The following is a 19,035-nucleotide window of genomic DNA, read 5'->3' on the forward strand; positions in this document are numbered from 1 at the left end:
TACTGAGAGGCTTCGCAGTTCCCCGATAGCTCAGTTGGTAGAGCGCCGGACTGTTAATCCGTAGGTCCCTGGTTCGAGCCCAGGTCGGGGAGCCACCTCTCGCAGGTGGACACAGCGAAGAAAAGCGTCAAGCCCAGCCAGATGGTTGGGCTTTTTGCTTTCCGGATCGGCGGGGAATCGCCCGGCGCGCGCGTCACGCCGCCGGCCGCCTCAGCGCGCCGCCATGCACTCGATCTCGACGCGCGCGCCCAGCGCCAGTCCGCCGCAGCCGAACGCGCTGCGCGCCGGCATCGGCAGGTCGGTGAAGAACTCGCTGTAGACGGCGTTGAAGGCCGGCCATTCGGCGATGTCGGCCAGCATCACGGTGCAGCGCAACAGCCTGTCCAGGCCCAGGCCCTGGGCCTCGAGCACGGTCGCGATGTTGCGCAGCGTCTGGCGGGTCTCGGCCTCGATGCCGCCCTCGACGAGCGTCAGGGTGCCCGGCACGTTGCCGAGCTGGCCCGAAAGGAAGACGAGTCCGCCCACGGCGGTGCCTTCGGAAAACGGCAGCGAAGGCGGCAGCACGCGGCCGCTGTTGAAACGTTCGATCTCGTTCATTGGCTCATCCCCATCGCTTGTTCAAGCGCCTTCGGATCGTAGACCTGTCCGGCCTTGATGGTGCGCCAGACGTGGCGGATGTCGCCGATGTTCTTCGAAGGGTCGCCGTCGATCAGCACCATGTCGGCCTGCCGGCCTGGCGCGATGAATCCGCGCTGGCCGGGGCCGGCGACACCCAGCACCCGGGCGGGCACCAGCGTGGCGATGCGCAGCACCTCCGGCGCCGGGATGCCGGCCTGCACGTAGAGCTCGAGCTCGTTGTGCAGCGTGTAGCCGGCGAACGCATCGGTGCCGGCCATGAGCGTCACGCCGCCGTCGTGGAGCGTCTTGAGCAACCGCTGCAGGCTGGGCAGCGCCTGCGCGTAGACGTCCTCCTTGCCGGGCGGCACGGCGACCGCGCCGGACAGCAGGCGGCGCCGCGTGATGGGCGGGAAGCGATCGATCATGGCGCACAGGCTGTGTGCGCAGCGGCCGGGCGCGCCCGAGTAGAGATCCTGGAACACCGAGAGCGTCGGATCCAGCACCGTGTGATGCTGGCGCAGCAGCGTCATGAAGTCGGCGAACTCGGGCGAGTCGAGCTTGAGCTGCTGCAGCTTGTCGGCGGTGATCGTGTAGCGGTCCTTGCTGCGCGTGTCCTTCACGTCGGGGAAGAAGTTCAGCACGATGAAGTTCAGGTGCTGGACCTCGTCGGCGCCAGCCTCGATGAACTGGTGCGCGAGCATGAAGGCCGGCACGTGGCCGCTGACGCGCAGGCCGCGCGCGTGGGCCATGTCGGCGATGGGCGCGACCAGCGCCGGCGGGAACGACGAATAGATCTTGATCTGCTCGTAGCCATGGCTCGCGTACCAGTCGACGGCGTCCTGCGCCTGCTTCAGGTTCTCGATGCGCACGGGGGTCGGGCCGGCGAGCGGGCCGGTGCCCTCGACGATGCCGGCGAGGATCACGCGCGGGCCCAGCTCGGTGCCGGCGTCGAAGCGCCTGACGCGCGCGAGCAGCGGCTCGTTGTCGTTGGCCATGTCGCGCGCGCTGGTGACGCCGGCGATCAGGTCGAAGGTGCCGTCGACGCCCGCGAAGTGCTGGTGCACGTCCCACAGGCCCGGCATCAGGAAGCGGCCGGCGGCATCGATCACCTCGGCGTCGGCGGGCGCGGCGCTCGCGTCGTCGGGGTCGACGCGCACGACGTGCTCGCCGCGCACCAGCACGCGCATGTCGTCGCGCACAGTGAGGTCGCGCGGGTCGAACAGGCGCGCGTGGCGGATCATCAGCGCGCCGGCCGGCTTGTGCGTCAGGCGCTTCGCGACGTCGGCGCTCCACGCCTGGCCGGCCGCGTCCTGCAGCGCCTGCAGCTTCGCCAGCGAGGGCTTGAGCCGATCGCCGAGCACCTCGAACCAGTCGTCGATGACGGCCGCGGTGGCGCCCTTCTCGTCCAGCCACACCGGCACCGGCGTGAACTCGATGCCGCCGATGCGATACAGGGTGAGGGTATGACCGCCGGCGGACAGGTGCGTGCCGCGCTCGAGCCAGGCCTCGCCCGCGGGCAGCAGCTTCAGCCGCTGTCCCGGCGCCTTCAGCAGCGCGCGCGCCAGCACGCCCATGAACTCGGGCGGCGCGTTGGCCGGCAGGTAGAACGCGCCCGGCGCGCTCCACGCGGCGGAGCCGTCCTCGATGCGGTTCTTCCAGTGCGCGTTGCCGGCGGCGACGCCGAAGTGCTCGGCCAGCGGCACCTTCCAGTAGTCGTTGCCTTCGGCGTCGTAGCTGGCCGGCAGGCCGTGCGCGTCGAGCGTCCAGCGGGCGCGGATCTGGTCGCCGCGGCCGCGCTCGCTGAAGCCGTAGTCGGCCTGCATCGCGCCGCCGGGCAAGGCCTGCAGCTTCTGCGTGCCGACGGCCACGCCGTGGATGCGCACGTCGTCGTCGTGCGCCAGCGCGGGCGTGCCGCCGACGATCGAGGCCAGCGCCGCGATCGCCGACAGCAGGCGGCGCAAGGGATGAGACATGCCGTGTCCTCGCATCTTCAGGAATGGGCCCAGGCGTCGGCCATCAGGCGGCGGAAGTTGCCGCCCAGGATCTTCTCGATGCGCGCCTCGCCGTGCCCGCGCGCGGCGAGCAGGTCGGCCAGGCGCTGGAACTGCGTCGGGCCGCAGAGGTCGGGCAGGAAGGTGGCGACGTCGGCCGTCTCGCCCGGCGCGCCGATGCCCAGCGCGCGACGCTGCGCGATCTCGTCCTCGAGCCGCCGCCGGTAGGCCGTCATGTCGTCGTGGGCGGTGGTGCCGCCGTCGGTGCCGAGGCCCACGTGATCCTCGCCGCAGACGTTGATCGCGTGCTCCAGATGCGCGACCAGGTCGGCGGCCATCGGCTGGCCGGCCAGGCGCAGGTACGGCATGAAGTACAGGCCGATGACGCCGCCGCGCTCCGCAAGCAGCCGCAGTTCGGCATCGCTCTTGTTGCGCGGATGGTCGGCCACCGCGCGACACGCGGAATGCGTGATCGCCACGGGCCGCTGCGCGAGCGCCAGCGCGTCGAGGCAGGTCTTCTCGCTGCTGTGGCTCAGGTCGACCAGCACGCCTTCGGCCTGCAGCCGCTCCACCACTTCCGCGCCGAAGCGCGTCAGGCCCTGGTCGTCGGGCACCGTCGCGCCGTCGCCGACCGCGTTGCGGCCGTTGTAGGTGAGCTGGATCACGCGCACGCCCATCTTGGCGAACAGGCGCACGCGATCGAGTTCGCGGCCCAGCATCTCGGTGTTCTGGAAGCCGAAGATCACGCCGACCTGGCCGGCCTGCGACGCGGCGGCGATGTCGGACACGCCCAGCACGCGGCGCAGCGTGTCCGCGCGATTCGCGACGAACGCGTTCCAGCCGGTGATGTCGCGCACCGTCTCGCAGAACGCGTCGCCCGAGCCCGCGACGTGGCCCAGCGTGATGTTGACCGCCGACAGCCCGGCGCTGCGCGCATCGGCCAGCGCGCGCGCATCGACGCCGCGCGTCCCGCTGACGTAGCCCAGCGTGTCGACGTCGGCCGCATCGGCCTCGTCGACCTCCGCGGAGGCGACCAGGTTGGGGTTGTCCAGCACGCCCAGCGCGTTGATGGTCGCGTAGCGGCTTTCGGAGCGGGCTGGGGAACGGATCTCGATCACGGCGTCCTCTGTGCAAGCAGTCGACCGGCCTTGCAGCGCGGCCATTTCGGCATCGCCCAGGCGACGTCAAGGTAACTAGAACAATATTCTAGAATAGTTTTCGGTTAAAGTACACGGATGGCACGCAAGAATTTGTCGGCTCAACAGGCGGCAGCCGCCGACCGGCTGCTGGAGCGCGCGTTTCCGGATGCCCGCCAGGCCAGCCGCCGAAGCGTGCTGCGCCACGCGCTGTCGCTGTTCAACGCCAACGGCGTCGAGGCGACGACGATCGACGACCTGCGCAAGGCCAGCGGCCAGAGCGTCGGCACGATCTACCACCACTTCAAGAACAAGGAAGGCGTGGTCGCCGCGCTGTTCTTCACCGCGCTGGACGACCAGAGCCGGGTGATCGCCGAGCACATCGAGGGCCTGACGGACGGCCAGGCCGTCATCGAGGCGTTGATCGCCTGCTACACCGCCTGGATCACCGCGCAGCCCGAATGCGCCTACTTCGTGTTCCTGGCGCTCGACTCCGTCGCGCAGGGTCCGCACGGGGCCGAGCTGCTGCAGCGGCTGAAGGCGCGCTACGAGCCGATCGACGAGCTGCTGGCGCGCGACGCCGCGGCCGGCCGCATCCTGCCGCTGCCGGCCGACCTGATCCCGTCGCTGGTGCTGGGCGCCGCCGAGTTCTACGCCCGCAGCTGGCTCGCGGGCCGCCGCACGGCCACGCCCGCGACCCACGCGCAGCGCTTCTCGACGGCGGCCTGGCGCGCGCTGACCGCCTGAGGCGCGGGCGACGCGTCTCCCGACGCCGCCCGCCCCCGCCCTACTTCGCAGCCGCCGATGCGGCCGCCATCGGCGCCCCCTGCGGGGTCGCGCTCTTGGCTTCGCCATTTCGCGCCGACCGCGGCCCGGCGTTCTTCACGTACAGGTCGAACCAGCGCACCATCTCGTAGATCTGCTGCTCCTGCGACTCCATCGCCGAGTACCAGTGCGGCTCGTGCGGCAGCATCACCAGGCGCGCCGTGCCGCCGTTGCCGCGGATGGCCTCGTAGAGCTTCTGCGACTGCAGCGGCGTCGTGCCCGGGTTGGCGTCGTCCTCGCCGTGCATGATCAGGATCGGCAGCTTCATCTTGTCGGCCGAGAAGAACGGCGACACCTTCGCGTAGACATCCGGCGATTCCCACACCGAGCGGCGCTCGTTCTGGAAGCCGAACGGCGTCAGCGTCTTGTTGTACGAGCCGCTGGTGGCCACGCCGGCGCGGAACAGGTCGGAGTGCGCGAGCAGGTTGGCCGTCATCAGCGCGCCGTGGCTGTGGCCGGTGACGCCGATGCGGTCGGGATCGGCCACGCCCAGGCGCACGGCCTCGTCGACGGCGGCCTTCGCGTCGGCGACGAGCTGCGGCAGGTAGTCGTCGTAGGCCTTCTTCGGATCGCCGATGACCGGGAACGACGCGCGGTCGATGATCGCGTAGCCCGCCAGCAGCAGCAGCTGGTACTGGTGCAGCCGCGTGAACGTCGCCTGCGAGCCCGAGACCTGGCCGGCCTTGGACGCATCCGCGAAATCGAGCGGATACGCATACAGGATCGTCGGCACGCGCGTGCCCTCGACGTACCCCGGTGGGGTATACAGCGTGAACGACAGGTCGACCCCGTCGGCGCGCTTGTACGTCACGAGGCGCTTCTTGATCGCGCGCACCGCCGGCGTCGGATCGGCGATGTGCGTGACCGCCACGCGCTCCGAACGGAACGCCGCCTCGCCCGCGGACGCGCTCGCCGCGGGCGCGGCCGCGAGCGTGCGCAGGAAGGCGTTGGGTGGCGTCGCCGCGGACTGGTGCCAGGTCAGGAAGCGCTCGTCGCCGGGGCCGGTGAAGGCCATGAAGCGCTCCAGCGAGTCGGCGTCGCTGCGGAACAGGCGCTCGGACTTGCGCGTGGCGAGGTCGAGGCGATCGAGGAAGGGGCGATCGCCGTCCGGCGAGGCGCCGTTGCCGGACAGGTAGATCGCGTCGCCCTTCATGCGGATCAGGAACTGCCCATCGGGCTGCACGCGATAGACCGGGCTGCCGGGATCGGCGTACTTCTCGTCGCTGGACAGATCCCACAGCACGCGCGGCGTCACCTCCGGATGGTCGACGTCCATCAACGAGGTGTGGCGCCAGTGGCGGTTCTCGTCGTACTCCTGCAGCAGCGCGACGTCGCGCTTCTCCGTCCAGCCCAGGCCGGTGAAGCGCTGCTCGGTGCGCGCGATCTCCACGGCCGGCGTCGTGAACGGCGCCTTCTGCAGCATGACCTTGTCGCGCTGCGGCACCTTCGTCTTCCAGTCGCCGCCGTCCAGCGCCTCGGCCCAGACCAGCGTGGCCGGATCGGTCGCGCGCCACTCGAACTCGCGCGGCCCGGTCGGCACGCCCGCGACGGGCACGCGGTCGGTCAGCGGGATGGACGCGATCGTCGTCGACGTCACCGCCGAGCGCTTGCCGATGTTCCACACCTCGACCTCGCGCGGGAAGCGCTCGGCCGTCGTGACGTACGAATAGGGCTTGTGGATCGTCGCGACCAGCAGGTGCTGGCCGTCCGGCGCCGGGTCGAGGTTCTCGATGTTGCCCGGCTTGCCCACCCGCGTGACGGCCAGCGTCGCCGCGTCGACGAAGGCGACCTGCGACGCCGCGTAGTAGTCGAACAGGTCCTCGTCGTGCTTGTCCTTGAGCGTGTCCCGCGTCTCGTAGGTGCTGCTCTCGCCCTTGCCCGAGCCGGTCTCCTGGATGCTCGGGCCGATGGCCGCGAGCGGTGCGGCCGGCGGCGCGCCCAGGTGGTCGGGCACCAGCTTGACCAACAGTTCTCGGTGATCGGGCATCCACTGCAGCTCGCCATCGAGCATCGGATTGAGGCGCACGCCCGGCACCTTGCGCAGCGCGCCGGTGGCGGCGTCGCCGATCCACAGTTCGACGGCGTCCCTGGCGGTGTTGGCGAACGCGAAGCGCTTGCCGTCGGCCGACCAGTAGGGCCGTGCCGGACAGGCCCCGGCGGGCAGCGTCACCCTGGTCGACGCGCCGCCCGGCACGGCCACCAGCTCGAAGCTGCTCGCGCACGGCGTCACGCCGTAGCCGCCGGGGGTGTCGTGCTTGCTGTGGTTGGCGATCTCGATGCGGGTGCCGGCGAGCTTCAGGTAGGGCGTCGCCACGCGCGACATCGGCGGGAACTCCTGCCACGCGACGAGCAGCATCGCCTGGCGGGTCGGGCTCAGGTAGGCCACCGGCGGCGCCGGCGCGTGCAGGACGTCGAGGATGTTGCGCGGCGGCTGGTCGTAGCCGTGCGTGGCGCTGGCCGACGACGCGGCGGCGGACGGCGGCGTGGCCGCACCGGCCGAAGCGGCGACCAGCGCCGCGACGAATGCCGGCGCAGCGCGGCGGACAAGGGCGATCTGCATGAGTGAAACCTTCGAGCCAATCAAGCCTTCGACTATGTCACGGGCCGACGGCGGCCGAGGCTATGCTTTGCCTCATGACCACCACCCTCGATACCCTGCGCGACCGCCTGCGCGCCTTCGCGCTCGAGCGCGACTGGGGCCAGTTCCATTCGCCGAAGAATCTCGCCTGCGCGCTGTCGGTGGAGGCCGCCGAGCTGCTGGAACACTTCCAGTGGATGACCGAGGACCAGAGCCGCGCGCCGGACGAGGCCAGTCGCGCCGGGATCGCGCACGAGGCGGCCGACGTGCTGCTCTACCTGATCCAGCTGGCCGACCAGTTGGGCATCGACCTGCTCGAGGCCGCCGATCGCAAGATCGCGCTGAACGCCGCGAAGTACCCGGTCGCGAGCGCCCGCGGCAACAGCCGGCGGCCGGACCGATGAGCCGTCCGCCTATCTCTTTTTCGCACGGTCGTTCGCAGCGCAGCGCGGACTTGCGCCGACGCAAACGACGCGTCACCCGGGACGACGGCCTGCACAATCGTCCCCGCCCCCGCACGCATGCACCGCGACGAGGCGCAAGCAGCAGGCCAGCCGTCCGCTGACGCCCGGTGAATGCAGCGGGCTCCGCCCCTCTGAAAAGCGGTACTTACCCTTCACCGGCTTTGGGGAGAACACCCCCAGATTGAAGCCGCAACCGCACCCGCTTGGGGCGAAGTGCGGGTTCATTCCTATGTCGGTGCGTACCCCCGCTGGCTAACATTTCATTCAATAAATAGAACGGTCGTTCTATTTTAGGAAGAGAGCCGACGACCCTTTGCGGTCACCGTTTCTCGCAGCGAATCGGAGTACCCCGTGGTCGTCGTTCCCCTGTCCCAGCTCAGCGCGTTCAAGGCGATGAAGGACGGCTTTGCGCAGCGCGGCCTCGACCTGTCCGGCATCCTCGCCGAGGCCGGCCTCAATCCCGACCCCAACGAATCCGTCGACGCCGAGCACCTCGCCGACATGTTCAGCGTCGCCTGGGACGCCGCGGTCGCCCGGACCGGCGACCCCGCCATCGGCCTCGCGCTGTGCCCGCGCCAGCCGCTGATCGGCCTGGGCTCGCTGTCCAGCCTGATCCTGTCGGCGCCCGACCTGCGCACCGGCCTGCAGCGGATGGCGCGCTACACCAGCCTGATCTCGCCCACCACGTCCATCGGCATGGACATGCCGTCCACCAGCGTGGGCCTGCGCGTCGACCAGGACGCCTGCCGCATCACGCTGCGCATCTCGGCGGGCAAGCTGGCCGTGCCGCAGCAGCGCTACGACTTCATGGCGGCCACCTTCCTCAAGGGCATGTTCTGGCTGATCGGCGAGAAGGTGACGCCGCTGCGCGTGCATCACCCCTACGCCGCGCCGGCCGATCCGACGCCCTGGGAAACCGCGTTCGGCTGCCCGGTGCACTTCGGCGCCGCCGCCTTCGTCATCGACCTTCCGCTGGCGGCGCTCGACCAGCCCTTCCCCACTTCCGATCCGACGGTCGGCGAAATGTGCGAGCGCATGGTGGCGCAACTGGCCGCCGAACAGGGCGGTTGCATCACGGCGCGCGTGCGCCAGGCGCTGATGCAGCTGATCTCCAAGGGCGATCCGCGCCGCGAGCTCGTCGCCGCCACGCTTTGCATGAGCGAACGCACGCTGCAACGCCGCCTGACCGAGGAAGGCACCAGCTTCATCGAGCTGGTCGACGACACCCGGCGCGAGCTGGCGCAGCGCTACTTCGTCAACGGCGCCTACAGCCCGACGGAAATGAGCTTCGCCCTCGGATTCTCCGATCCGAGTAATTTCTACCGAGCCTGCAAACGCTGGTTCGGACGCACGCCAAATACCCTGCGCTGCGCGGCCTGATATTGAATAAATAGTTTCTTGAGAAATCCGCCGGAGATTGATTTCCGGCCATTGTTCAATGGAGTCGAAAGGCTCCATTTTTATTTTCCCGGATAACACCCCAGAATCGGCGGCATGGCTTTTGAGGCCATGTAGGCTCAGCGCGACAGGGGTAACTACGTAAGGGCTTGCCGGGCTTCACTTTTCAGAGGAAGGCCGGCCCTTTGGCGGTGTGCGCCGACGAGCGGCCAACACCCCCAAAAACTAGGGAAGACACCCTCCGGCAATGGTTTCGCAAGCCATGGCCTTGGCTCGGCAAGTCAGTGCGGTCCAGCACGATCCCGACCATAGTTGCGGCACGCGCTACAAATATGGTTTCAGCGGCGGCAGGCCACCCAACAAGGTGGTCGACGATCCCGGGGCAAAACCCCAGGCGCCGAAACTTGAATTGTTCGCGAGGGGTTTTCAAGTTACCTAATTCGTACACTTCCATTCTGGAGAGACAAACATGAACATGCTCAAGCTTACCGCCGCCGCCGCACTCGTCGCCGCTTCCCTGTCGGCCTCGGCCATGACCACGATCAACGACGAAGAACTGAGCACCGTCGCTGGCCAGGACGGCGTGTCCATCGCCGCCAACCTGAACATCAACATCGGCTCGTTCGTCTACACCGACACCGACGTGGGCGACGCGACCAAGGGCGGCTTCGGTGGTGGCGGTTCGGTCAGCTTCAACAACATCAGCATCAAGGGCCTGATGGAAATGAACATCGACATCGTCAACGCCGCGACGTTCAAGGGCACCCTGGCCGCCGTCGGCGCCAGCGCCGGCGCGTCGTACGACGGCGTCAGCGACGTCGTCCAGTTCGCCTTCCCGGCTGACACGAACGCGGGCGCCATCGGCACCCCGAGCATCAAGGTCGGCTCGATCACGCTGGGCAACGCCGCCGCCAACGCCGACGGCACCGCCAAGTCGTTCGGCTCGGTCGCCATCAACAACCTCGACCTGCGGGGCACGACCGTGTGGATGTGGGCTCACTGATCTGCCTGAATGATGCGCGGCTCTGATTGACGCAGGGCCGCGGCCATTCCAAGAAAGGCCCCGTGATGTCCGTCACGGGGCCTTTCTCCTCATAAGCGCGAACTTCGCCCCACGACTGTGGGATTTTCAAGTCCCGCTTCAACGGACAATCCAGCCATGAACAATCGCCTGGTCCTCGCCGTCCCCGCCACGATGCTCGCCTGCGCGATGTCCATCGGAGCCGCGCACGCGCAGGGCAAGCCCGCGCTCAAGCCGCTGGACGACGCGGAGCTCTCCGGCGTCTACGGCCAGGCGCTGCTGGACCTGACCAACACCTCGCAGGGCGGCTACGACTTCTCGCGCATCACGCTCAACGCCGACATCACGATGTCGTCGTCGCTCAAGGGACTGGTGCTGGGCACGCATGCCGACGGCACGTCCGACATCAACATCTCCACGCTGAACTTCGGCCGCAGCGACGGCACCGACGCGCAACGCACCGTCGCCATCAGCAACCCGTATTTCGAGTGGGTCTACTCCGGCACGGGCACCGCCAGCAGCCAGGTCATCGGCATGCGCATCGGCTTCGGGGGCATCGCGGGCGACGTGGGCCTGATGATGAACACCGTCAGCGGCTCGCTGTCGCTGAGCACGCCGTCGTCGGGCCAGGCCACGGGCGCCGGCTCGCAGCTGACCTCGCTCCCCACGACGACCGGCGCCACGATCGCGCTGAACCAGATCGGCGGCGTGACGGCGGGCACGGTCGACGGCCCCAGCCGCGACTTCTTCCTGTCGATCCTGAAGCAGGCCGTCACCTACCCGACGACCGCCGGGGTCGCCGCCCCCGCCACCGCGCAGGCCGGCTTCTGGCTGAACTGGACCGATCGCCTCGCCGCGCTCAACACCACCGGCAGCGTGCCGCCCAACGTGCCCAAGATCGGGCCGTGATGCTGAAGGAGGCCGTCCGCGCAAAGCTGTTCGCCATCGCATCGCGGTGCCGCGGAGAGCGTGGCGCGGGCGTCCTAACCGGCGTCTTCAGCGGCGCCATCGCGCTGCTGCTGTTGTCGCATCCCGTGGCCCGGGCCGCGGTGCCGGCCGAGAAGGCCGCGCCAACGATGCAGCCGCTGGAGGACGACGAGCTGTCCAAGGTGCGCGGCGCCGACGGCATCGCGTTCAACCTGCAGAACTTCTCGCTCACGAGCAGCCTCACCAATCCGCTGACGCTGACCTACCTGTCGCCCACGGGCGCCTCGCTGGCGCTGTCCAACCTGGATCTCTCGCGCAGCGACGACCCCGACCAGTTCGCCGATCCGTACCAGTTGTCGCTGCTCACGCGCACCGGCCTGCCCGACGTGATCGCGGTCGACTTCCCGCTCAACGCCGCCGGCAACCAGAAATGGCAGCTGACGGCCGACTTCGCGAACCACGACGCCGCCAGCGGCACCACCTTCCTGGGCGGCACGCTGCAGGTGCAGGACCTGACGATGAAGGGCGGCGGCCTGTACGTGTCGCCGTCGACGATCGCCGACACGCAGGGCATCGCCTTCGGCCTGGGCACGCAGCTGGACATCGGCAGCCTGGCGGTCTACTCGCGCGGCCGCAACGCCGCCGGCGTCATCGACACCAGCGACTCCCTCGCCATCACGGGCATCCACCTGGTCGACGCCAACACCGGCGGCGCCTGGATGCTGGCTGACCTCGACAAGCACCCCGGCCTGATCAACGCCGCGACCGATTCGAACGGTTCGTACCTGCACCTGCAGATCGGCTGGCCCACGACGTCCGACCCGGTGGCCGCCGGCGCGCTGCGCATCGACAACATCACGTTCACCACCGCGGGCATCGGCGGCGCGCCGGCGACGGTCACCAACCTCGGCTCGGCCAGCATCGCGTCGATGCAGATCAACTACCTCGACCTCAAGTTGAGGACGGGCCAGTGAGCGCGCCGCGCCCACGCTCCGCACCCCACCACCAACGCACCATGCTCCATCGCCTCGCCCTCGCCTGCAGCCTCGCCCTGGCGGCCTCGTGCGCCTGCGCCGAAAAGATGCCGCTGGACGACGAGCAGCTGCGCTCCGTGTCCGGCAAGGGGATCGCCATCGCGGTGAACCTGCAGCTCAACACCGGCGCTATCGCCGGCACCGCGCCGGCCAGCAACATCTCGGCGGGCTTCGTGGTCGGCGGCACCACCACCTACGCGATCGTGCAGAACTTCGGTGGCGGGCTGCAGATGTTCTCGATCACCATCGACCCGTCGACCAAGCCCGATGGCAGCGGGTACCTCGCGATCGGCATGCCCGGCTACCTCAATGCGCAGGACTTCGGCATCCACGCGATCGGCGTGCAGACCGACGCGAACGCCCCGCTCACCGGCAGCCTCGGCGCCCTGACGCTGAACGGCACCGCCTCGATGACGGGCCAGCTCAACGTCTGGCCGAAGTGAACGCCCGTCCTGAAGAAAGACCGACATGCTGCTGATCCTCCTTGGCGTCGTCGCCGCCGCCATCATCGGCGCGGGCGTCGGCTCGCGCGAAACCCCGCTGAACCGCCCGCCGCTCGACTACGAGATCAACGTCGCGCGGATGAACGGCCCCAATGGCGGCGTCTCGCCCGAGTCGGTGCAGGTGTTCCCGAACGAGTACTACAAGTACAAGCACATCGTGCACCAGGCTTACGACTACAGCTGCGGCTCCGCGGCGTTGACGACCGTGCTGCAGTTCCACCTTGGGCTGGCCGTCACCGAGCAGGACTCGATGAAGGGGATGCTCGAACACGGCGAGCAGGACAAGATCATCGCGCGGCGCGGCTTCTCGTTGCTGGACATGAAGCGCTACGTCGCCACGCTGGGCAGCGACAGCGGGGGCTTCCGCGGCGACATGAACGACCTCGCCAAGCTCGACCAGCCCGCCATCGTGCCGATCGACTACGCCGGCTTCAAGCACTTCGTGGTCGTCAAGGGCATCCGCGACGGCAAGGTGTTCATCGCCGACCCGTCCGCCGGCAACATCGCGTTCTCGGTGACCGAATTCGCCGGCCTGTGGGACAAGGGCACGATGTTCGTCATCTATCCCTCGAAGACGAAACCCGCCGTGCAATCGAGCCTGGCGCTGACCGACCAGGAGCTCGGAATCATCTCGCCCGACCTCGTGCGCGAGGACGTCGCGCTGCGCGCCGTGGACAATCGCGATGCTCTGCAGCACGCCGTACAGTCCGGCCTCGGCACCCTCAATTTCAAGCACCAATGAACATGACATCGGCAAACTGGAAGGGCACCGCACTGGCGCTCGCGTGCGGCCTCATCACCTGCGTGGCCGCGCACGCGCAACCGGACAACCAGCCGCCCATCCCCGGCCCCGCCGCGCCGGACGCCCCCGTCCCGACCCCCAACACGCTGCCCGCGCCGCCCGCGCCCGCCGCGAGTTCCGCGGCCGATGCGCTGAAGAAGCAGGCCGGCGACGTCGACCAGGCCACGCTGCTGAAGGACACGCTGACCAAGACCGACCGCCAGTACTCGCTGCTGCGCGCCGGCCGCCTGGCGGCCAACTACGACCTGAACTACACCTACGTCGGCAACCAGTCGATCGACGTCGGCTTCGCGCAGACCACCAGCGACATCGACCTGCTGCGCATCGAGACGACGCGCGCGCACACGATCACCAACACGCTGTCGGTCGACTACGGCCTGCTGGACAACCTGACGATCAGCGGCACCTTCCCGTTCGTCAGCAAGTTCACGCAGAGCACGGCGTTCAGCGGCACCAGCTACGACATCGGCGACCTCGTGTTCGGCGCGCGCTACCAGCCGTTCGTGCAGAGTCCCACCGGGCCGACGTACACGCTGACGAGCTCCGTGTCGCTGCCCACCGGCCGCAGCCCGTTCGACGAGATCGTCGGCCAGAACACGTCGACCGGCAGCGGCTACGCGTCGGCCACCGTCGGCGTGAACGCCTCGCAGGTGTTCGATCCGGTGGCGCTGTTCGGCTCGCTGAACTTCACCGGCGCCAAGAGCATCTCCAACCTGCACCAGGCCAACCCGGCCGACAGCAGCGTGCTCACGGGCCTGCGCCCGGGCAAGAGCATCGGCTTCGGCGCGGGCTTCACGTATGCGCTGTCGTACAACGTGTCGACCAGCGTGTCGTTCCAGGAGACGGTGACGACACCGTCGCACATCAGCGTCACGGATGAAAGCAACCACTCGATCGCCGCGCGCGCGACGACGATGCAGGTCGCGGCGATCCTGAACTTCGGCCTCGGCATCCGCCTGAACCCGAAGACGACGGTCAACCTCACCGCAGGCATCGGCCTGACCGTCGACTCGCCGGACTTCAGCCTCGGGCTGAACATGCCGCTGACCTTCTCGCCGTTCTGACCCCATGATCGTGCCCCCGACGACGCGCGCCGCGCGCCACCGGCCGCCGCGGCCCACCCGCCCCGCCCGCATCGCACTGTCGGCCCTGGCCGCCGCCGGGGCGCTGGGCGCGCTGCCGGCGCATGCCGCGCTGACCGAGAACCTCGCCGTGAGTCCCGTCGCGATGTCGCTGGGCAACGCGGTCACCGCCGATCCGCCGGGGCTGGACTCGATCCACTTCAATCCGGCGGGCCTGGCCAAGATCCAGTCCGACACCCGCTCGGACACGATCTTCGGCGCCGTGCTGCGCACCACCGCGCACTTCCACCAGCCGGCCGGCTTCGACATCGGCGGCTTCACCGAGGATCCGCTGGCCGGCACGACGTCCGACCACAACAAGCAGGCGATCTTCATCCCGATCGCCGGCGTCCCGAGCAACCGCCTGCCATTGGCGGTCGCGGCCGGCCTGGGGCTGTCCTGGCACAACGAGGGCTCGCCCTGGACATTCGCCACGGCCACCTACGTGCCGCAGGCGGTGGGCATCGACCGCACGAAGAATCCGGACGACCCGGCGCGCTTCGACGGCAAGAAGGTGGTGATCCAGCGGCTGGTCTACCTGTCGCCGTCGGTGGGCTACAAGGTCAACGACCAGTTCCAGGTGGGCTTCGGGGTGCCGATCGCGCACCAGGGCTTCTCGCTCGACACCGAGATGCGTTTCCCGAACAAGCTGCTGGGCATCATCGGCAAGCTGCAGGACGCCTGGTGCGGCAACAACGGCAATCCGCTCGACACGCTTGGCTTCGGCCTGTGCGGCACCGACTCCACCGGCAAGCAGAGCGGCCGCCTGCGCCCGTTCGACAGCGTCGGCGAGATGCGCTTCGACGGCACGTCGCCGGCGGACGTCACGTTCAACGTCGGCGCACTGTGGCAGCCGAGCCAGTACATCGGCTTCGGCGCCGTGTACCAGTCGGGGTCGAAGACGGTCATCACCGGCGACTACAACTTCCACGCCAACCCGATGCTGCCCGAGTTCGTGCGCCACATGTACAGCTCGCTGTTCGGGCCCATCGTCGCCTCGATGTTCGGCTTCCCCACGTCGATCCCGACCGACCAGGGCGGCAACTTCACGCTGGTGATGCCCACGCCGGCGCACTGGCAGTTCGGCGTCAAGGCGATCCCGATCACCGGCGTGCAGTTCAACGTCGACGCCGGCTGGACCGACTGGGCCAAGTGGAACACGCTGACGTTCCAGTTCGACCGCAACGTCAACCTGCTCGACATGGCGCGCCTGTTCGGCCAGGCCGACTCCACCAAGCTGGTCATCCCGCGCGGCTACCAGAGCGTCTGGAGCTTCGGCTATGGTGCGCAGTTCGACGTCTGGGACGGCGTGAAGCTGCGCCTGGGCTACGAGCCGCGCAAGAGCTCCGTGCCGACCAACAAGATCGACCTGATCGCCCCGATGCCCGAGCTGCCGGTCAAGAGCATCGGCGCGAGCTACGAGATGAAGAACGGCATGAAGCTCGAGACCGGCTTCAGCTACGCCCGCGGCAAGTACAACGTGCCCGCCAACACCGACTGCAACCTGAACTGCACCGACTTCTTCAACGTGATCTACAACCCGTACGCGGGGCTCGACGTCTCCGGCACGCTGGTGCTGCGCTATTTCGGCCTCAAGATCACGCAACCTTTCTGACGCCCCATCCCACGCCATGAACCCCCTCCGCCGCATCGTCCCGCTCGCCGTCGTCCTGACCATCGGCGCCCTGTCCGCCGCCCACGCGCAGACGGCCGCGCTGCCCGCCCCCGATCCCGAGAAGCAGAAGCTGATCGACCGCATCCTCGCGAAGGTGCATCCCGAGAACGGCGTCCTGCAAGCCACGCAGCGTCCGGCCGTGGAAGCGATGCAGAAGTCGATGATCGCGCTGCAGACCGCGCACGTGACCAAGGAGCGCCTGGACAAGACGATGAAGGACATCAGCGTCGACGTGCAGAAGTACGTCGACACGGCCACGCCCATCGTCACCGCCAGCGCGAAGAAGTACACCAACCAGACCGTCGGTCCGATCCTCGCGCAGAACCTCAGCGTCGACGAGCTGCGCCAGCTGGCGACGTTCCTCGAATCGCCGGCGCACGAGAAATTCGACAAGCTCGTGCCGCAGCTGGAGACCGCCATCGGCCAGAAGGTGCAGGCCGACGTGGCCGCCGAGATCGACAAGGACATCAAGGCGATGACCGAGGCCGTCGGCACCAAGCTGCGAATCGCCGCCACGGAGAAGTGAGCATGGCTTCGGCCCGTTCGCTCGCCTCGCTCGCCGCCCTGTTCGCCCTCGTCGCCTGCGGCGGCGGAGGCAGCGGCAGCGGCGCGACGCCGCCTCCGCCCGGAACGCCGTCGAACGCGGTGCTGAGCGTGTCGCTGTCCGGCGGTGCCAGCCCGGGCATCGACCATCTCTGGGTCACTGTCACGGGCATCGCGATGCATGCCGACGCGACGCGTGTCTACGGTGACGGCGACCCCGGCTGGGTCGTGCAGACGCTGGCCACGCCGGTCACGGTGGACCTGGCCGATCCGTCGCTCGCCGACGGCGGCGCCGTGTCGCTGCTCAAGCAGAGCGTGAGCACGCTGGGCACCTACGCCCAGTTGCGCCTGCTCGTCGCGCCGTCGGATCCGGCGCTGGCCCTGGCGTCCTCGGCCAGCGCGAAGAACCTGCAGTTCAACGACGAGGTGCAATACACCGACGCGACCGGCGCGCATGTCGTGCCGCTCGAGATCGTCGACCCGCAATCCGGCCTGCGCCTGCTGACGCCGTTCAACCTCAGCGCCGACACCACCACGCCGCTGGGCATCGAGTGGAACGCCAACTCGCTGGTGCGGCGCGCTTCCGTCGCCGGCGCCGACCGCTTCACGCTGCGCAACGAGCTGCAGCTGTACAACCAGCAGCTGCTGACCGCGCTGGGCGACGGCAACCTGCAGATCGACGGCAGCCTCTTCGACTCGATCTCCGGCCAGCTGGACACGACGAACTTCTGCACCGGTGCCAGCCACGCCGGCTGCATCCACGACGTCGTCGCCAGCGCCACCAGCATCTCGTCCGACAGCCGCTTCCACGCCGAGGTGCGCAGCGTGAACGTGGGCGCGAACGGCAGCTTCCTGCTCTATCCGCTGCCCAACCCGGCGACGCAGTTCGACGTCGTGATCCACGGCGGCAACATGGAGACGATCGTCGTGCACAACGTGTTCGTCGATCCGACCGGCATCCTCAAGCCCGTCCCGACCTCGCTGAGCAGCGCGGCCACGCCGATCGTGCCGACGCTCAACACCGGCGAACGCCCGGTGAGCCTGGCCAACGCGCTCGTGCCGTCCGCCAGCCGCGTGTTCTTCGGCCAGACCGTCGCCGGCACCGGCGGCGGCAGCGGCGGCGCGGACATCCCGTACGCCATCGTCGCCGGCAACACCGATCCCGCCACGGGCACGCTGTTGCACGCGCTGGCGCTGCCGGCCGGCCCGCTGCATTACGCGAGCTTCGACACGACCAAGGACGGCAACGGCAAGCCACCGACGTTCACGACGGTCACGCCCGCCGAAGGCGCCGGCGCGTGGACGGTGTGGTCGCAAGGGACGCTCGCGACCGGCACCAGCGCGCTCACCACGCTGGCGTCCGGCGCCCCGGCCGCGACGGTGTCCAACCCCGTCGCGCTCGCGGGGTTCGCCGCCGGCACGTTGACCGTGACGGTGTCGGGCGCCGCCACGAACGGCGCGGACCACGCCGAGCTGATCGTCTTCAACGATGGCGGCATCGTGGCGGTGGCGGACGTGTCGTCGCAGCTCGCGTCGCACGGCGGCACGACCGTATTCAACGTTCCGAGCGGCGCAACGGCGAGTGCGCCCGGCGCGGCGGCCTACGGCGTCGCGTTGCGCACCTGGGTCGCGGCGTCCGAGACGACGAGCGCGCGCTGGGTGCGCGTCGGCTCGCCGCTCGATCTGTCGACGGCGACGAGCGCGACCGCTGCCCTGGCATTGCCCTGAAGCTCCGGCGGCCTCGCGCCGCCGGCCGCGATCAATGCTTGTTCTGGATCGCGTTGAGGCTGGCCAGCGACGGCAGCCCGAACATCGGCATCAGCATGAACGGCAGCGTCACGGCGCTCGCGATGGGGGCCAGCGCCTTGTCCAGCGCGGTCAGGTTCTGCGCCAGCTTGACGGTCGCCTGCACGCCGTTGACGGTGGTCTGCAGGCGTTGCTGGTCCATCTGGCGATCGAGGGCCTGCGAGCCGTCGTTGCTGATCGCGCCGAGCGCCGCAAGCGCGTCGGTCGCGGACAGCCCGCTGCGGCTCTGTTCCTGCGTCGTCAGCGCGCCCAGCGCGGTGAGCGTCGGGTCGCTGAGCCCGCGGCCGTAGACCGTCGACATCTCCGACTCGCTCAGCGGCTGCAGCTCGCCCGAGGCGGCGAACGCGCCGGAGGACGACAGGGCCAGCACGGCGGCCAGCGCGAGGCCTTGGGGGATGCAGCTCAACTTCATTCGCGTCTCCAGTCCGGGGTTTGCGCTGCTGCCGGGGCGTCAGGGCGACGCTGGAGCAGTGCTTGCTGTCATATCGACAGCGGTCCTGGACGGATGAGCGGCGCGAAGGGCCGCCTTCGAGAACTAGTTCACGGGCCTGGAAGGACAGCGCGCGGCTGACCAGCCAATGCGTCGCCCGGCG

17 protein-coding genes and 1 tRNA gene are annotated in these 19,035 nt (G+C 69.1%); 13 read left to right on the forward strand and 5 right to left on the reverse strand.

All coding sequences use genetic code 11. From position 1 onward, the window contains the following. Positions 1–19 precede the first annotated feature (19 nt). Positions 20–95 (forward strand) — tRNA-Asn (locus LPC04_RS16070). Positions 96–210: 115 nt separating this feature from the next. Here the strand turns inward: LPC04_RS16070 and LPC04_RS16075 are convergent. Genes LPC04_RS16075 through LPC04_RS16085 form a run of 3 tightly spaced genes read right to left on the reverse strand, consistent with a single transcriptional unit; the run spans position 211 to position 3,727 of the window. Continuing rightward, on the reverse strand, positions 211–597 hold the full coding sequence (locus LPC04_RS16075) for a RidA family protein (RefSeq protein ID WP_275683270.1): 387 nt from the start codon (positions 595–597) through the stop codon (positions 211–213). Next, positions 594–2,591: an amidohydrolase family protein gene (locus LPC04_RS16080; protein WP_275683271.1), complete on the reverse strand. Its 1,998-nt coding sequence runs from the start codon at positions 2,589–2,591 to the stop codon at positions 594–596. The genes LPC04_RS16075 and LPC04_RS16080 overlap by 4 nt, the downstream gene beginning before the upstream one ends. A 17-nt stretch (positions 2,592–2,608) precedes the next feature. Beyond that, positions 2,609–3,727, reverse strand: a complete 1,119-nt coding sequence (locus tag LPC04_RS16085; RefSeq protein ID WP_275683272.1) for a dipeptidase — start codon at positions 3,725–3,727, stop codon at positions 2,609–2,611. Positions 3,728–3,844: 117 nt separating this feature from the next. Between LPC04_RS16085 and LPC04_RS16090 the strand changes: the two genes are divergently transcribed. Then, positions 3,845–4,492, forward strand: a complete 648-nt coding sequence (locus LPC04_RS16090) for a TetR/AcrR family transcriptional regulator (RefSeq protein ID WP_275683273.1) — start codon at positions 3,845–3,847, stop codon at positions 4,490–4,492. A gap of 40 nt (positions 4,493–4,532) precedes the next feature. Here LPC04_RS16090 and LPC04_RS16095 read toward each other — a convergent pair whose 3' ends face one another. After that, positions 4,533–7,130, reverse strand: a complete 2,598-nt coding sequence (locus LPC04_RS16095) for a S9 family peptidase (RefSeq protein ID WP_275683274.1) — start codon at positions 7,128–7,130, stop codon at positions 4,533–4,535. A gap of 74 nt (positions 7,131–7,204) precedes the next feature. Between LPC04_RS16095 and LPC04_RS16100 the strand changes: the two genes are divergently transcribed. The 11 genes from LPC04_RS16100 (at position 7,205) to LPC04_RS16150 (ending at position 18,364) form a co-directional block, all read left to right on the forward strand. After that, positions 7,205–7,552 carry a nucleotide pyrophosphohydrolase gene (locus LPC04_RS16100; RefSeq protein WP_275683275.1) on the forward strand — a complete coding sequence of 116 codons (348 nt, stop codon included), beginning with the start codon at positions 7,205–7,207 and terminating at the stop codon, positions 7,550–7,552. Between the two features lie 411 nt (positions 7,553–7,963). Further along, positions 7,964–8,992: an AraC family transcriptional regulator gene (locus LPC04_RS16105; protein WP_275683276.1), complete on the forward strand. Its 1,029-nt coding sequence runs from the start codon at positions 7,964–7,966 to the stop codon at positions 8,990–8,992. Positions 8,993–9,479: 487 nt separating this feature from the next. After that, the gene (locus LPC04_RS16110; protein ID WP_275683277.1) at positions 9,480–10,013 is read left to right on the forward strand and encodes a DUF6160 family protein; all 534 of its coding nucleotides are present in this window, start codon (positions 9,480–9,482) and stop codon (positions 10,011–10,013) included. Positions 10,014–10,169: 156 nt separating this feature from the next. Continuing rightward, positions 10,170–10,940 carry a hypothetical protein gene (locus tag LPC04_RS16115; protein WP_275683278.1) on the forward strand — a complete coding sequence of 257 codons (771 nt, stop codon included), beginning with the start codon at positions 10,170–10,172 and terminating at the stop codon, positions 10,938–10,940. Continuing rightward, entirely contained in the window at positions 10,937–11,932 is a 996-nt protein-coding gene (locus LPC04_RS16120; RefSeq protein WP_275683279.1) for a hypothetical protein, read from the forward strand. The genes LPC04_RS16115 and LPC04_RS16120 overlap by 4 nt, the downstream gene beginning before the upstream one ends. Positions 11,933–11,973: 41 nt before the next feature. Further along, a complete protein-coding gene (locus LPC04_RS16125; RefSeq protein WP_275683280.1) occupies positions 11,974–12,435 on the forward strand; it encodes a DUF6160 family protein in 462 nt (153 codons plus the stop codon). Positions 12,436–12,460: 25 nt separating this feature from the next. After that, entirely contained in the window at positions 12,461–13,237 is a 777-nt protein-coding gene (locus LPC04_RS16130) for a C39 family peptidase (RefSeq protein WP_275683281.1), read from the forward strand. Beyond that, on the forward strand, positions 13,234–14,361 hold the full coding sequence (locus LPC04_RS16135; protein WP_275683282.1) for a transporter: 1,128 nt from the start codon (positions 13,234–13,236) through the stop codon (positions 14,359–14,361). The genes LPC04_RS16130 and LPC04_RS16135 overlap by 4 nt, the downstream gene beginning before the upstream one ends. A gap of 4 nt (positions 14,362–14,365) precedes the next feature. After that, positions 14,366–16,033, forward strand: coding sequence for an OmpP1/FadL family transporter (locus tag LPC04_RS16140; protein WP_275683283.1), 1,668 nt, complete (start codon positions 14,366–14,368; stop codon positions 16,031–16,033). A gap of 16 nt (positions 16,034–16,049) precedes the next feature. Then, positions 16,050–16,619 (forward strand): DUF2059 domain-containing protein, encoded by a 570-nt coding sequence (locus LPC04_RS16145; protein WP_275683284.1) that lies wholly within the window; start codon positions 16,050–16,052, stop codon positions 16,617–16,619. Positions 16,620–16,621: 2 nt separating this feature from the next. Next, positions 16,622–18,364: a DUF4382 domain-containing protein gene (locus LPC04_RS16150; protein ID WP_275683285.1), complete on the forward strand. Its 1,743-nt coding sequence runs from the start codon at positions 16,622–16,624 to the stop codon at positions 18,362–18,364. 31 nt (positions 18,365–18,395) lie between these two features. Here the strand turns inward: LPC04_RS16150 and LPC04_RS16155 are convergent, their stop codons facing one another. Continuing rightward, complete coding sequence (locus tag LPC04_RS16155) at positions 18,396–18,854, reverse strand: hypothetical protein (protein ID WP_275683286.1); 459 nt, start codon at positions 18,852–18,854, stop codon at positions 18,396–18,398. Between the last annotated feature and the right edge of the window lie 181 nt (positions 18,855–19,035).

The organism is Scleromatobacter humisilvae, assembly GCF_023231945.1.
In the GTDB taxonomy this organism is placed as follows: Bacteria; Pseudomonadota; Gammaproteobacteria; order Burkholderiales; family Burkholderiaceae_C; genus Scleromatobacter; species Scleromatobacter humisilvae.